Annotated in this window: 8 protein-coding genes; 5 read left to right on the plus strand and 3 right to left on the minus strand. The window is 59.1% G+C overall.

Going from position 1 to position 14,970, the window contains the following annotated elements; translation table 11 throughout:
• Positions 1-3 precede the first annotated feature (3 nt).
• Both E6C55_RS07625 and E6C55_RS07630 read right to left on the minus strand, forming a co-directional pair.
• A complete protein-coding gene (locus E6C55_RS07625; protein WP_136369180.1) occupies positions 4-1,626 on the minus strand; it encodes a response regulator in 1,623 nt (540 codons plus the stop codon).
• Positions 1,623-3,383 carry a cache domain-containing sensor histidine kinase gene (locus E6C55_RS07630; RefSeq protein ID WP_168735525.1) on the minus strand — a complete coding sequence of 587 codons (1,761 nt, stop codon included), beginning with the start codon at positions 3,381-3,383 and terminating at the stop codon, positions 1,623-1,625. Before E6C55_RS07630 ends, E6C55_RS07625 begins: the two co-directional genes overlap by 4 nt.
• Positions 3,384-3,636: 253 nt before the next feature.
• On the opposite strand from E6C55_RS07630, the gene E6C55_RS07635 reads away from it, so the two are divergent.
• The 5 genes from E6C55_RS07635 to E6C55_RS07655 all read left to right on the plus strand — a co-directional run bounded on the left by E6C55_RS07635 (position 3,637) and on the right by E6C55_RS07655 (position 13,726).
• Positions 3,637-5,019, plus strand: a complete 1,383-nt coding sequence (locus tag E6C55_RS07635; protein ID WP_168735526.1) for an ABC transporter substrate-binding protein — start codon at positions 3,637-3,639, stop codon at positions 5,017-5,019.
• A gap of 26 nt (positions 5,020-5,045) precedes the next feature.
• Positions 5,046-5,924 carry a carbohydrate ABC transporter permease gene (locus tag E6C55_RS07640; protein ID WP_136369183.1) on the plus strand — a complete coding sequence of 293 codons (879 nt, stop codon included), beginning with the start codon at positions 5,046-5,048 and terminating at the stop codon, positions 5,922-5,924.
• Positions 5,925-6,737 carry a carbohydrate ABC transporter permease gene (locus E6C55_RS07645; RefSeq protein WP_136369184.1) on the plus strand — a complete coding sequence of 271 codons (813 nt, stop codon included), beginning with the start codon at positions 5,925-5,927 and terminating at the stop codon, positions 6,735-6,737.
• A 41-nt stretch (positions 6,738-6,778) separates the two neighbouring features.
• Entirely contained in the window at positions 6,779-12,541 is a 5,763-nt protein-coding gene (locus E6C55_RS07650; protein WP_136369185.1) for a discoidin domain-containing protein, read from the plus strand.
• Between the two features lie 63 nt (positions 12,542-12,604).
• A complete protein-coding gene (locus E6C55_RS07655) occupies positions 12,605-13,726 on the plus strand; it encodes a glycosyltransferase WbsX family protein (RefSeq protein ID WP_136369186.1) in 1,122 nt (373 codons plus the stop codon).
• A gap of 95 nt (positions 13,727-13,821) precedes the next feature.
• Here E6C55_RS07655 and E6C55_RS07660 read toward each other — a convergent pair whose 3' ends face one another.
• A complete protein-coding gene (locus E6C55_RS07660) occupies positions 13,822-14,970 on the minus strand; it encodes a GntR family transcriptional regulator (protein ID WP_136369187.1) in 1,149 nt (382 codons plus the stop codon).

Genomic DNA, 14,970 nt, shown 5'->3' on the forward strand with positions numbered 1-14,970 from the left:
TTATCATGTCGGAGACTGCGGCTGCCGCTTGCTTGCACGGAACTCTCCGGGCGTAAGCCCGGTGTTCATCTTGAACGTCTTCGCAAAATATTTCTCGTCGTTGAAGCCGACCAATTGGGCGACCTCCTGAATTCGGCAGGTGCTGCTCCGCAAGTAGCCCTTGGCCTTCTCCAGCTTGACTCGCAGCACGAAGTTACTGAAGTTCTCGCCGAACGCCCGTTTGAATTCCCGGCTTAAATATTCCGGGCTGATGCCAAGCCGCTCCGCCGCCAGTGTAAGGCTCATGTCGGGGCTGAACTCTTCGTTAACGAAGTCTCTCGCTTTCTCCATCAACTTGTGAGTGGCATTCGTCGGCTTGTCGTTCCATGCAGCGAGAGAGAGGTCGATGAGCCGATGGAACCATGCGACGATGTCGTCCAGTCGGCGCAAGGAGCCGACTTCGGCGTACAGAGCGAACTGCTCGCCGATCGCATGATCCGGATCGAGGTCGACTCGACGGAGCGCTCTCTGGATAAGCAGGATCAGCCGATAGTTGAACTGCTTCATATCGTTCAGATCGTAATCCGTGCCGGTATAGAAAAACGCGAATTGGCTGTCGATGAAGCGGTGGGCCGAGTCGCCGCCGCTTCTGTCCAGACAGACCGTCAACTGCTGCTCGGCTTCGCTGCCCAGTTCGGGCTTCTCGGACAGATCCGCCTCGCTGCGCCGATAGGCGTATACGCCTTCTCCGCTTACAAGCTTCCTTGCGAATGCCCTCTTGGCGGTCGCGAAGGAGTGGGGGAGGCGGGCGAGGCTCTCCGTCGTCTCTCCGATTCCCGCCGATAGCCCAATCCTCACATACGAATAGGCTTGCGCCCGGATGCGGGACAAGTCCGGAACGAGTCTCGCCGAGAGGGGGTTGTCCTCCGTCGAGAGTCCGTTCACGAGCAGCCCGAGTCCGTCGTCCACTTGGAACGGATAGACGGCATATCCCGAGTTCTCCAACATCTCCAGGCAAATGTTCTCAACCGCATACCGGACAAGCTCGCTGTCGTTTCTGGTCAAGCGTTGCCCCGCTGTGTGCGTCTCCTCCATTCCGACGAGCACGGATGCGAAGCCGTTGTGCGGCGGCGAGAAATCGTATTGGGCGATTTGATCCCGGATGAGCGCGGCGTCGGCCTTCTTCGTCATCAACTCCGCGATAAACAGTCTGCGGAGCGCCAGCGTGCCTTGCTTCAGCTTGATCTGAATCGCAACCTCCTGCTCGTGCATCGCCCGCTTCTTGGCCAGCTCCTGCATCGCCTGCGCGATTACGGCTTGGATGTCGGCATCCTTGATCGGCTTCAGCAGATAGGCGAAGGCGCCGAGCTTAACCGCTTTTTGCGCGTACTCGAACAGGTCGTACCCGCTCAGCACGATAAACAACGTATCGCCGAACTGCTCGCGGATATAGGCCAGCAGCTCGAGGCCGTTCATGCCGGGCATATTGATATCGGACAGTACAAGATCGAATCTGTCGCGCCGCAGCGCTTCCACCGCTTTAAAGCCGTCCTCGGCCTCCGTCACCCGCTCGAAGCCGCTTTGGCGCAGCAGCTCGGCGATCGAGCCGCGAATCAACAGCTCGTCCTCCACGATCAGAACATTCATGAACACGACTCCTCTCGATACCCCTGCAGCGGGAAGCTCATCATAACGGTCGTATAGGCATGGACCCGGCTGCTTATCGCAACGCCGTAGGCGGAGCCGAAATGATAGCGAATGCGATAATGGACATTGCGGATGCCGATATGCCGATTGGCCTGCGGTGCCGCTTCCGCTTGCTCCTGCAGGCCGGCTCGCAGCGAATTCAGCTTGTCGGCGGGAATGCCGCAGCCGTTGTCGTGCACATAGAGCTGCCACTGTTCGCCGTCCGACTGCGCCGCTATGCGAATCTCTCCGCCTTCCGTCTTATCGTGCAGTCCGTGCTTGATCGCATTTTCCAGTATCGGCTGCAGCGTCAGGCGGAGCATGGCGCATTCCCGCAGACTATCGTCAATGTCGAAGCGGGCGCGGAACTTGCCGGGGAACCGGGTCTCGAGCAGGTACAAATATTGGTGCGCATGATCCAGCTCGTCCTGCAAGGTAACGACGGGTTCGCCCGGATTCAAGCTGTATCTGAAGATGCCGGCCAGGCTGTCGATCATGTTGGCCGCTTCGCGGAAGTCGCGCTTGTCGATCACGCTCCGCGTGGAATACAGCGTATTGTACAGGAAGTGCGGGTTGATCTGGCTCTGCAGAGCTTCGAATTCGGCTTGCTGGCGCAGCAGGTTGGCTTCGTACTTCTCCGTAATCAACGATTCGATATTTTCGACCATCCGGTTAAAGGCCGAACTGATATGCGCGAGCTCGTGGCTGCCGTTAACCGGAACGCGCACGCTGAAATTACCGGTCTCCAGCTTCTTGAACGAGCTCATAAGCCGCCGCAGCGGCTTCACGATCAGATAGGAGACGAATATTGAAATGACGAGCACGAGGCCGGCTACGACGAGCAGCATAATGGAGGGAATGGTGCGCAGAAAGCTGCTTTTTTTGTTTAATTCGGCTTCGGGAAGCAGCGATATTACTCGGAATCCGAAGGCAGAGGGCGCGCTTGCGATCATCAACGTGCGTTGTCCGCCGAATTGAATGCTCGACAGGTCGCCGTTCTCCTTTATATCCAGCATCAATTGCGCCTTGGCGGAGTCCGGCATCTCCTGCTTGGTGTAGACGATATTGCCGGTTTCGCTGACGATGACGATCTGCTCTTCCGGCTCCAGTTGCACGTTGGCCGCATCGTTAAAGAACTGATCGGCGTTCTGATCGACGACCAGAGCGCCGATCGGCTTGCCTGCCGTATAGTCGACCATCGATTGGGATACGGATATGACGCTAGGCCGTGGATCGCCGAAGATAAACTCGTTGATATGCGGGCCGCGAAACAGCGGGGTTCCGTTCAGCTTCAGCGTTTTTTGGAACCATTCTTCGTTTTTTACGGAGATGATCAACGAATTTTTCGATTGGGCGTTAATGGCGTATTTCATTTCCCCTTCGGCGTCGATCAGCGTAATGCCGTTCAACTTGGCATTGATCTGCAGGTGGGACAGGAAGTATTGGTCCAGCCTCGACCTGACTTCGAAATAACGGTCGATATCGTCCAGCTCGTTGGCCGTCAGAATGTAAGCGATATCATTGCGAACCAGAAAAAATGCGGACGACTGCTTCTGCAGCATCAGCATATTGGCATCCATGTTCCGCAAGATTTGCGACGTCAAGTTGGTCATGTATTGCACGTAGTCGGACCGGATCGTATTCGCGGACAAGCGATACGAGATCAGACTGTAGGTGAACAGCGGCACGAGGGAGATGAGCACGTAGACGATAAACAAACGAAAGGCGATCCTTTGCTTAAGAAGACGGGAAATCATGGGAGTCGGATACACCCCGCTGCCTTTGTTTTTAATGCATGGTATCACGGACGGCGGAACGCGTCAAACCGAATGTGCGGGGTCAATAAATTCCCCCCTCATATCAAATTTTTGATTCTGTCGCGTCCCCAAAGCGCGTTCTACAATGGATAGAGCAAGGATCATTGCAGCTTGCGGTTCGATCATCATTCGATCAGGGGAGGAAGATGAACAGATGAGAAAGAAATTAGGGGTCGTTATCGCCAGCATGCTCTTGCTGGGAACTGCAGCCGGCTGCGGCTCGAACGACAAAGCGGGATCGGGTGCGGAGAGCAGCGCTTCTTCGGCATCTCAGCAAGCTTCGCCGAATGCGTCCGATACCGGAGGAGAGCAGTCGGCGCCGGCCGACGGGGCCGATTCGGAAGCGTTCACCATTACCGTATCCAGTTGGAATCTGGCGGATGAGCCGCTCGGCATCGTGAAGGCGTACCGGGAGGCGTTCGAGAACGTCTACAAGCAGAAATACCTGAATGCCACGATTAAATACAACAATACGCCGGGGGATAAATACTTCGATCTGCTCAAAGCGCAATTGGCATCCGCATCTGCAGCCGACGTCATCCAATTCCAGCCGTCGCACCTGCCGATGTTCACGACGGCCGGCTTCCTGGCCGATCTGTCCGACCTCTCCCTTGTGTCGAGCCTCGAAGGCGCGATGAAGACGGAGGTCACTTATCAGGACAAGGTCTATGCGATTCCGTTCGATATCTCGACGAACGGCGTCTGGTATAACCGCAAGCTGTTCGAGGACAACGGCGTAACGCCTCCCGCGACATGGGACGAGCTGCTGGCGGTCGCGGACAAATTCAAAGGAATGGGCATCACTCCGTTCGCCGGCGGCTTCAAGGACGCCTGGGTGTCGAGCATGACGGTCAAGACGTTCACGATGAACGATTACAGCAGTCCGACATTCGAGGAAGAGGTGTACAACGGTTCGAAGAAGCTGAACGGACCGGAGATGCAAGCGACGTTCGACAAGCTGCAATTGTTCTACGACCGCGGTTATTTCGGGCCGGACGCGATGAGCAACGGCTGGGATCTGCAGCGCAAGGCGTTCGAAGACGGCAAGGCCGCCATGATTATTCACGGCTCCTACATTGCCGGTCTCGTCAACAGCGAGATGCAGGATAAGGGCGGAATGGAGACCGGCTTCTTCCCTCTGCCGAACGACGACGGAGCGCCCGTGCTGAGCGTCGGCAGCGATACGCTGACGGGCGTGAACGCGAAGACGCCGAACTTGCAGCGGGCCAAGGATCTGGTCGCGGCGATGCACGACGCCGAAGCGCAAACCATACGTGATAAGGATGCCGGCGTATTCCCTGCGCTCAAGGGCATCGACATCGAGTATAAAGAGCTCGGCAATCACGACTTCCAGCGGGCGCTGGCGGAGACGGATTCCCTGCTTGGCGGACAATATGTGCCTGCCTCCGTCTATGACGTATACGGCAAGCTGTTCACCAAAATCATGGCCGGCAAAACGTTCGATCCGGCCTGGCTCGACGAAGCGGATCAGGCATACGCGCAGGACAAGTCTCTTCTGCCTCCGCCGGGGCAATAACCGAACGGCAAAGGAAGGTACTCATCATGTACGCTGGAAAGAAAAACGGGTTGGTCGAGTGGCTGTTCGTCGCGCCTGCTCTGATCCCGTTCCTGATCTTCGTGGTCTGGCCCTTTGTCAGCTCGCTCTACTATTCGATGACCCGCTGGAATGGCTTCACGAGCCCCGTTTTTATCGGATTTGACAACTTCGGCCGATTGTTCCGGGAAGCCAGCTTCGTCGCCGCGCTGTCGAACACGATCGTCTTCACGCTTGCGGGGTTGCTGATTAGCAACGTCTTAAGCTTGCTGCTGGCGCTTGCCTTGAACCGAGCCGGCCGATCGAAGGCGGTGCTTCGCACCGTCTTCTACCTGCCGGGCGTCGTGAGCTTCGTGACGATGGCTGTCGTCTGGAGCTCCATCTATCATTATTACGGCCCGATCAACGAGATTCTGATCCGTCTCGGCCTGGAATCCTGGACGCGGGAGTGGCTCGGCAACTTCGATACGGTGATGGCCGCGCTCATCATCATTATGGTGTGGAGCGGGGTAGGGTTCGGCGTCATCGTGTTTCTCGCCGGACTGGGCTCCATCCCCGCCGACCTGTACGAAGCGGCCGACCTGGACGGTGCCGGAGCGTTCGCCAAGTTCCGATACGTCACTTTCCCGTTGCTCATGTCGTCGGTCACGATCGTCACTTTTCTCGGCTTAACGACATCGCTCAAAATATTCGATCTGCCTTTTCTAATGACCAACGGCGGGCCGGGCGATGCTTCGACGACGCTGGCGATGCTCATCTACAAGCAGGCGTTCAGCTACAGCAACTACGGTTACGCTTCGGCGGGCGGCATCGTTCTGTTCGTGCTGGTGGGCTTCATCTCTCTCTTGCAGATCAAGGCGACTCGCGGAAGAGAGGTGCAGCTGTAGATGGGGATGAGAATCGCGCAAGCCGCCGTCATGCTGTTGGCTCTCCTGTTCCTGGCGCCGTTCCTGTTGTTCTTCCTGAATACGTTCAAGGATAAGGACCACATCTACGACACGTTCCATATGCCGAATCTGCTGTATTGGGACAACTATTCGCGCATGTTCGCCACGTCCGATTTTATCCCGTCGCTCGGCTATACGATCTTGATCTGCCTCTTTACGCTGCTGATCATCGTCTTGTTCTCCTCCATGGCCGGATACATCATCAGCAGGACGAGAAACCGATGGATCAGCTCGCTGTATTTGCTCTTCGCGGCCGGCCAGATCGTGCCGATCCAGACCAGCATGCTGCCGATCTACAAGATCGGAGTCGCGACGGGCATGATCAATACGGCTCCGTTCCTCATTCTCGTCTACGTTGCCGGCGGCTGCGCGTTTGCCACTCTGCTGTTCGCAGCGTTCACGAGAACGATTCCGGAAGCGCTGGAGGAGGCCGCGGCGATTGACGGCTGCAGCCGGGCGGGGATCTTCGCGCGCATCATCCTGCCTCTGCTCAGACCGGCCGCCGCAACGATTGTGGTGACGACGATCTACTGGTACTGGAACGACTTTACCGGTCCGCTGATTTATTTGAATTCGGGCGAGGTCAGCCCGCTCATGATGACGGTCTACAAGTTCATGGGAACGAACAACACGGTGGACTGGGGCCCCGTGTACGCGCTGTGCTTCATGTCCGCGCTTCCGATGATCGTCTTCTTCCTGCTTACGCAGAATCGTCTGTTGAAAGGGCTTGTCGTCGCTTCGGTCAAAGGGTGACGGCAAGACCCGACTGCTCGACTATACGAGGAGGTATCCCCTTGAGAAAAATCGCGCTCATCTGTTGCGTCTTCTCCTTGATGTTCTCGGGATTGCTTCCGGCTCCCCTCGCGAAGGCCCAAGAGCCGGGAACGGGAAGCTGGCTTGCGCTTCCGGGAGGAACGACAAATTCGCCGTTAACGATAACGGCCGCGGCGGAAGGATATCGCTTCTCCGGACCGACGGACGGAACGGCGGTATACAGCACGCAGCCCTACGCCAGCGACGATCTGACCGTGGATCTTCGGCTCGATCAACTGCCGGGGTATGTCGACGGCGCCTATAACGGCAAGCCGATTGCCGCCGAGGCGCAGATTGGCGTCGGCTTCATGAATCGCAGTCTGCCGCTCAGCTACGGCAACAGAGCGGAATGGGACGGTCTCGCCGTCTTCGCTTACTTCCTGTCCCCGGAATCGCTGCGCATCAATGTCGTCGCCAATACCGGCGGCAACTGGCATATCGCCGCGGATCAGACGGTGGCCGCCGATGTCGCGGACGGCGCAAGCTTGCGCGTTGCGATGAAGAGAATCGATAGCGCTTACAAAATTTATGTCAACGATCAGGAAATCGTCGGCGATTATGCCGCGATTACGGCGGCTTCGTTCGCCGACGATCGCGCTTACCTGTCTCTGTCCGACAATGTCGCCAACCAGGTGCTGCAGATCGCATTCACGTTGACGGGCATCAACGGAGTAAACCCGGTCGAATCGTCGACGATCCAGACCGTCGTATCCAGAGACAAGCCCGTGACCGCGTCGAGCGAGAACAGCGGATACGAAGGCGGCAAAGCTGTCGACGGCAATGCGGCGACATCCTGGGTGGCCAGCAGCGGGAGCTTCCCGCAATGGCTGCAGGTGGATCTCGGCAAGAGCTATGCTCTTAGCGGTGTCGAGCAGCAATTCCTGAACGACGATATTTGGAAATTCCGCATCGAAGGCTCCCTGGACGGGGAGCAATGGTTCACGCTGGCGGATTATTCGGACAATACGGCACAGCGCGGTCCGTATGTCGCCGATGCTTCCGGCGAAGCCCGCTATGTCAAGCTCACGGTGCTCGGCGGCGACGGCAACTGGGCGACCAGCAAGGCGCTGAACGTATACGCGGTCGTCAGCGACGATACGACAATCAGCTCGGAGCGCTATGCGATCGATGCCCAATCGCTGACGATCGGCGGCATCGAGAGCGGCACGACGATCGACGACCTGCTGTCCGGCATCGTTGCCGCGCCGGGCGCTGCGGTGCGAGTCTACGAAGCCGACGGGACGACGGCCGCGACGGAAGGGTTCGTGGAGGACGGCATGATTGCTGTCGTCACCGCCGAGAACGGCGTCCATAACGCACCGTATACGCTGAGCGTTGTGCCGACGCTAGTGTCGCAGGGCAAGCCGGCGACGGCAACAAGCTTTAGCGACGGCTTCGGACCGGAGAATGCGGTATCCGGCGATGATGACGCAGGCTGGGTCGCCTCCTCGGGCAGCTTCCCCCAGCAGCTTGAGGTCGATCTCGGCCAAGTGTATCGGCTCGGCAGCGTAAGCCAGCAATTCCAGAATGACGATTCCTGGCGCTTCCGCATCGAAGGTTCGGTCGACGGGGACGACTGGAGCGTGCTGGTCGACGAGTCCGACAACGCGACGCGGAGGGGGCCGTACAGCTATGACATTACGAATAGCGCGAGATACGTCCGGCTCGTCGTGCTCGGCGGAGAGGGCAACTGGGCGACCAGCCGCTCGTTCCGGGTCTATGCCGTGCTCTCGTCGGCCGCGTCGGTGTCTTCAGCCGAATTTGCGGTGAACGCTGCGGACAGGACGATCAGCCAGGTAACGCCTAACCTGTCCGTTGCGGACTTCAAGGCGAAGCTTGTCGGCGCGCGCGGCGCAACGCTGCAAGTGACCGACCGGAGCGGCCAATCCGAAGTGGCGAGCGGCACGGTAGCCAGCGGCATGAAGCTGCGCGTCACGTCGGAGAACGGCAAGAACGTGTTATGGTATGCGATCGCGGTCGCCGGGCAGACCTATTATGTCAGCGAGTCCGAAGGAGACGATCGGAACGACGGTCTGACGGCGCATAGCCCGTGGCGCTCGCTTGCGCAGGTGTCGGCGACGCCCTTCTACCCCGGCGACAGCATCCTGCTGAAGGCCGGCGACATCTGGCACGGCGAGGCGCTTACGCTGAACGGCAGCGGCACGGCGGCCCATCCGATTACGATCTCCTCTTACGGGGAGGGCGACAAGCCGGTTATCTCGCCGGAGCTGACGGACAGCAATGCGATCTATGGCGTTAATGTCTCCGGTTGGAAAATATCGGGGCTGGAGCTGCAAAAAGCGAAGGATGGCGTTCACTTCGACTATACCGACAGCGTAGAGCGCGAGTACCTGTGGATCGACAATATGTACATTCACGATATGGACGATACGTACAATTCGATTCCGACCAGGTACAACCACATCTCGAGCGGCATCAGCTTGAACGGATGGGCGCCGTATGGCACGGAGCCGGTTGTCTTGAAGGGAATTACCGTGAAGGATATTGTCATGGACAATGTCAATTCCGGCTGGTGGACGGGCGCGCCATACTCGCGAACCGACCCCAATACCGGATTTACGACCGGCGGCTCTGCGTATTTCTCCGATATCGAGATGGACAACTTGCGTGTCGCCAATGCCAGCCAATGGGGATACTCGTTCCTGTTCTTCAGGAATGCGACCATTACGGACGCCGATGCGGAGAACACCGGCTTCGGCGTCAATCCTTACGGCGCGGCGGCATTCGTCGTCGCAACCAGCGAGAACGTCACCCTGGACGGCTGCGATGTGGTCGACGCGTATCGCGGGGCCCAGCAGTTCGACGGAGCCGGGTTCGACTTCGAAGGCGGCGTCAACGCCAGGGACATCGTGTACAAGAACGCCACCATTAACGGAACCGACGGGGCAGGCATTATGGTGTTCGACAACAACGGAGTCGGCTCGACCGAGAATGCCGTCATCGAGAATGTGACGATCTCCAACTTTGGACGGAATCCGGGCAAGACGTCCAACTACGCGGGCATTCACTTCTATGGCGCCAGCGGGAACGGCAGCGGTTCCGTGCGCCGGGTTACGATCGACAACAGCGGAACGCATCAGCCCCATCTCGTAGCGAACAGCTCGATCGAAGGATTCGACATCGAGGATGTGACCTACTTGCCGTCGCGGGCTGCGGCGGTGGTCACCGATACCGACGACTTCACGGGCGGCTCCTGGATGAACCGGTACGGCTATGACGGAAGCTGGATAATGGGCGAATCGTCCGTTCAGCAGCCGGATTATGCCGACGTTCAGGTCGCTGCCGGCGATTATGAGCTGATCTGGGAGACGCCGACGACCGATTCGCGGGCGCTGGCCAAGCTGGCAGACGATACCCGAACAGCCGCCGCGCTGTCCTCGGCGCCTAACGGCACGTTGACGTTCGACATCAACGTAACAGACGACGCGCCGCATCAATTGGCTTTATATATGGTCGATTGGGATTCGGCCGGACGCGACCAGCGGATCTGGCTGGAGGATGCGCTCGGCAACGCCATGGGCGAGAAGGAGATCAGCTCCTTCTCGGGCGGTATATATGTGAGCTTCAAGGTGTTCGGCGGGCCGATGAAGCTGCACATTCAGGACCTCAACGGCCAAGGCGCCGTTCTGAACGGGCTGTTCTTCGGCAAGGCGAAGGCGCCGCAGGCTGTGGATCGACTGGCGGTCAAGACGGCAACCGCACCGGAGCTGGACGGCGCGCTGGACGAGTCCGTCTGGCAATCGGCTTCGTGGAGCGCCCTTGATTACGCCAATACGATCGAACGGGGAAGCGGCACTTCGATATTTAATCTGCCGACGTCCGGCTCATCCGGCCAGTTCAAATACTTGTGGGATGAAGGCGGTCTGTATATCGGGGCCGAGGTGAAGGACAACGGCTTCTACAATCCGATGACGGCCGGTCAGCCGTTGAACAACAACGATGTCGTGCAGCTTCTGTTCGACCCGCTGAATGCCAAGCATGTCGGCAATGCGGATGCTTATATCTTCGATGTCGTGCCGGCGACCGGTCCGGACCAAACGGGGCCGTCAGCCTGGTACGAGCATTGGCAGTGGGGCGGGATGAACGCCGCTGCCGGCGTTCGCACGGCAGGCAAGCTGAATGAGGACGGCTATACGCTGGAAGTGTACATCCCGTGGCAGGCGCTCGGCAAACGCGGCGAGAGCATCGCGGCGGCGGAAGGAACGACGCTCGGCTTCGGCGTGTTGATCGGAAGCTATGCGTCCGACGGCAGCAGGCTTGATCTGATCGCCGACTTCGGCTACGGAGCGAACAAGATCGCCGATGCGGCGTCTTACAACAACCTGCGGCTGGTCCTCCCTTCGGACGACCCGGTAGATCCCGTAGACCCGGTAGACCCAGTAGACCCGGTAGATCCGGTAGACCCGGTAGACCCGCCTGCTTCGCCGACGGCGACAACGCCGCCCCCTGCCGCGGAGAAACCGACTGTCTCGCATAGCGGCGGCTCCTCCGTTGTGCGCTCCGCAGTCGCCGCGCACAACGACGGCTCCGGCGTTTATACGGCGGCGCTGAGCGGGGAGCAGATGAAGGCGGCGCTTGAAGCGGCCGAGGCCGCGAACGACGGGCAGTCGATCGTGCTGCACTTCGTCTCCGACGCGTCCCGGGACGCCGACCGGAGCAGCATCCTATTCCCAGCCGGCGCCTTCGGGCAGATCGCCGGCCGCGTCATCGCCGCGGTCCAAGTGGATACCGGCATCGGTACGCTCACGTTCGACAGCCGGGCGATTGCCGCCATCGCAGCCGGGGCGCAGGGCGACATAACGATTGCGATATCGCGGCACGGCGACGCTTCCGGAGACCGGCGGGCGGATGAGGCGGCAGGCCGATTCGCTCCGCTGATCACGGCGAACCATCCGGCATTCGAGCTGACGATAGCCGGCGCGGCCGGTCCTGTAACGGGCTTTGCCGGCGGCGTCGTGCAGGTCGCGCTCCCGTATGCGGGAATGCCGGGCGAAGCCGACCAGGCGGTGCTCGCATATGACATGCCGGAGGACGGCGAGCCGAGTCTGCTGTACAACAGCCGATTCGATGCGGCCGACGGCACGGTGACGTTCAACATCACCCGCTTCTCGACGTACGGCATCGCTTACCGACCGGTCGGATTGCTCGACATCGGCTCAAGCTTCGCCCGGAGCGAGATCGTCTATCTGGCAGCGCGGAACATCGTGAATGGCGTCGGCCAAGGCCAATTCGCCGGCAAGCAGCCTGTCGGCCGCGCCGACTTCGTGCTGACCTTGGCGCGCATCGCCGGTGCGGATCAGGCGGCACCCGGAGCGGCCGCGCCGTTCGCCGACGTCTCGCCGCTTAAGTATTATGCGGATGCCGTCGCCTGGGCGGCGGCAGGCGGCATCGTCAACGGCTCGCCGCAAGGCGCCTTTATGCCGGAAGCCGGGATGACCCGAGCGGAGATGGCCGTCATGCTGACCCGCTTCATGACCGCTTATTCGGCAGCCCGGCCCGAAGCGAGCGAGCGCGAGCCGTTCGCGGACGTCGCGGCCATTCCCGGCTACGCGCTGGCGGCTTCCGAATGGGTCCAACAAGCGGGACTGCTTACGGGCAAGCCCGCATCGGGGCAGTACGGCCTGAGCTTCGCGCCGAACGACGTCGTCACGCGCGAAGAAGCGGCCAAGGCGTTGGCGAACCTGATCATTTACATGGCCCGCACTTCCGGTTACACCCGCTGACCTGAAGCGGCCGATCAACAAGGCAATGGCTAAGCCATATTGTTCAAAGGGAGAGAACAGGAAATGAGCAACAAATCGTATGATGTCGCCGCCTATATCTGGCCCGCCTATACCGGGGACGAGCAGCGCACGCTCATGTTCTGGCCGGAAGGGATGGGAGAATGGCAGACGGTTAAGCGAGCCGCCCGGAAGTATCCGGAGCATAACTGGCCCCGCAAGCCGCTCTGGGGCTACGTGAACGAGGCCGACCCCTACATCATGGAGATGCAGATCGAAGCGGCCGCCGATCACGGCGTCAATGTGTTCATCTATGACTGGTACTGGTACGACAAACGTCCGTTCCTGGAGAACTGCCTGAACGACGGATATTTGAAGGCTCGCAACAACGATAAGGTCAAATTTTATTTGATGTGGGCCAATCATAATGTCAATCATCTGTGGGACATTCGCTTGTCCCATCAGGAAGGCAACATCATCTGGGATGCCGCCGTCGATCGTGCGGAATTCGAACGGATCGCAGACAGGCTGATCGCAAGCTACTTCAAGCATCCGACCTATTATACGATTGACGGCAAGCCGGTCTTTATGATCTATGATCTCGCGAACCTGCTCCGCGGCTTGGGCGGCGTGGAGCAGACGCGGGAAGCGTTCGACTGGTTCCGTAATCGGGCCGTCGAAGCGGGCTTGCCCGGCTTGCATCTTCAGTTGACGATGTGGAACGAACGCAGCTTCGACCTTAGCGGGGTGGACGGCGACAAGACGGCGACAACGCTTGAGCTGGTAAGCCCGCTTGGCTTCGACAGTCTCACGCATTACCAGTTTGTTCATTTTACCGATATCGACCGGGATTACAACGAGATTATGGCGGATGTCGTCAAGGAGTGGGAACGAATTGACGAGCATTACGATATCCCTTATTTCCCGCATATCTCGCTCGGCTGGGACAACAATCCGAGATATGAGGCATTCCGCCCGGGCGTCGTCAGGAACAATACTCCCGATAACGTGCGGAAAGGGTTTGAACTGGCGCGCAGCTTCCTCGATGCCCATCCGGAGTTGCCGCCTCTCGTAACGGTGAACAGTTGGAACGAGTGGACGGAGACAAGCTATCTGCAGCCGGATGACCTGTATGGCTACGGTTATCTGGAAGCGGTCAAACAAGTGTTCAAGGGAACCGGCAAGTAAGCGGGTAAGGAACGGCCGTTAACCGGCCGCACGCAGCAATCCCCATACGGCAGGCAGGCGAGATCATGGCCTGCTGTCGTATGGGGATTGTCTTGTTACATCGATTCATTCGGCACAGGCAGCGGCCTGACGCTTTGGCGTTCCTTCAACCGGGTGGCAATGACAAGCGAGGAACGGCGAGCCGCCGGATCGCCGACCAGTTCGGACAGCATCCGCGCGGCGGCAACGCCGAGCTCCGCCGCCGTCTTCTCGACGGTAGTCAGAGGGACGGGCAGCAGCTCGGCGAAGGTGAAGTCGGTAAATCCGGCAACCGACAGCTCGTCCGGAACGGCGATGCCCAACCGGTGAGCGGACTGCATGACAGCCAAGGCAACGTAGTCGTTCGAGCAGACGATAGCCGTCATATCCCTATTGGCCGCAATATAACGATCCAGCGGAGACGCCGTGTCCCAAGCGGAACGGTTCGGCGTCTCCATGGTAAACACCAGGCTTAAATCCAAATTCAACGAATCGTTCAGGAATGCCTGCGTGTAGCCGTTAAACCGATCTTCTCTGCTCATGACGCCGCCGAAGGCCTCGGTGACGAACCCGATTCGGCGGTGCCCGCGCGAGATTAAATAAGCGGTCAACTCGGCGGCGCCATTCAGATGGTCGTGATAAACGCTGGGGATGCCGATCTCCCGGAAAGCCCGATCGACAATGACGACGGGGAATTGCTTCGCATGAAGCTGAAGGAGCAGATCGCTTAATTTATCGTGATGCCCAGGGTATACGATAAGCCCCGACACCCCGTATTCCTCCACCAGTTCGCGCGCGAGCTCATCCTCCTTTTCCGACAAACCCGAAGTAAAACGAACAAGCGGCTCGAAGCCGCAAGCAAGCAATTGTTCTGTCAGCGACTGAAGCACGCGGCCTACATACTCATCCATATTCGGCAGCAGAACGCCAGCCGCCTGTCTGCTCTTGATCTTCAGCCTGCTGCGGACATCCCCCGGCGCGGCGTCCTCCGGCAGCTTGGACAGGAAGGTTCCCCTTCTGGGCATACGGTACACAATTCCTTCGCGTGCCAATTGCAGCAACGCTTCCTTGCTTGTCCGGCTGCTTACGCCGTACATCTGAGCCAGCTCGGTCTCCGAAGGAACGGGATCGTGAGGCTTAAGCCCGCGTTCCCGAATCAGCTCCAGTATTTTAACCCTCATCTGCTCGTAAAGAACGACCGGCCCCTTCTTCAGCTTCTCACTCAT

It is taken from the genome of Cohnella fermenti, assembly GCF_004801405.1.
Taxonomy (GTDB): Bacteria; Bacillota; Bacilli; order Paenibacillales; family Paenibacillaceae; genus Cohnella; species Cohnella fermenti.

Coding starts and splice junctions, on each gene's coding strand:
- E6C55_RS07625 (WP_136369180.1), bottom strand. CDS start 1,626: ATGAATGTTCTGATCGTGGAGGACGAGCTGTTGATTCGCGGCTCGATC.
- E6C55_RS07635 (WP_168735526.1), top strand. CDS start 3,637: ATGAGAAAGAAATTAGGGGTCGTTATCGCCAGCATGCTCTTGCTGGGA.
- E6C55_RS07640 (WP_136369183.1), top strand. CDS start 5,046: ATGTACGCTGGAAAGAAAAACGGGTTGGTCGAGTGGCTGTTCGTCGCG.
- E6C55_RS07645 (WP_136369184.1), top strand. CDS start 5,925: ATGGGGATGAGAATCGCGCAAGCCGCCGTCATGCTGTTGGCTCTCCTG.
- E6C55_RS07655 (WP_136369186.1), top strand. CDS start 12,605: ATGAGCAACAAATCGTATGATGTCGCCGCCTATATCTGGCCCGCCTAT.
- E6C55_RS07660 (WP_136369187.1), bottom strand. CDS start 14,970: ATGAGTGAGAAGCTGAAGAAGGGGCCGGTCGTTCTTTACGAGCAGATG.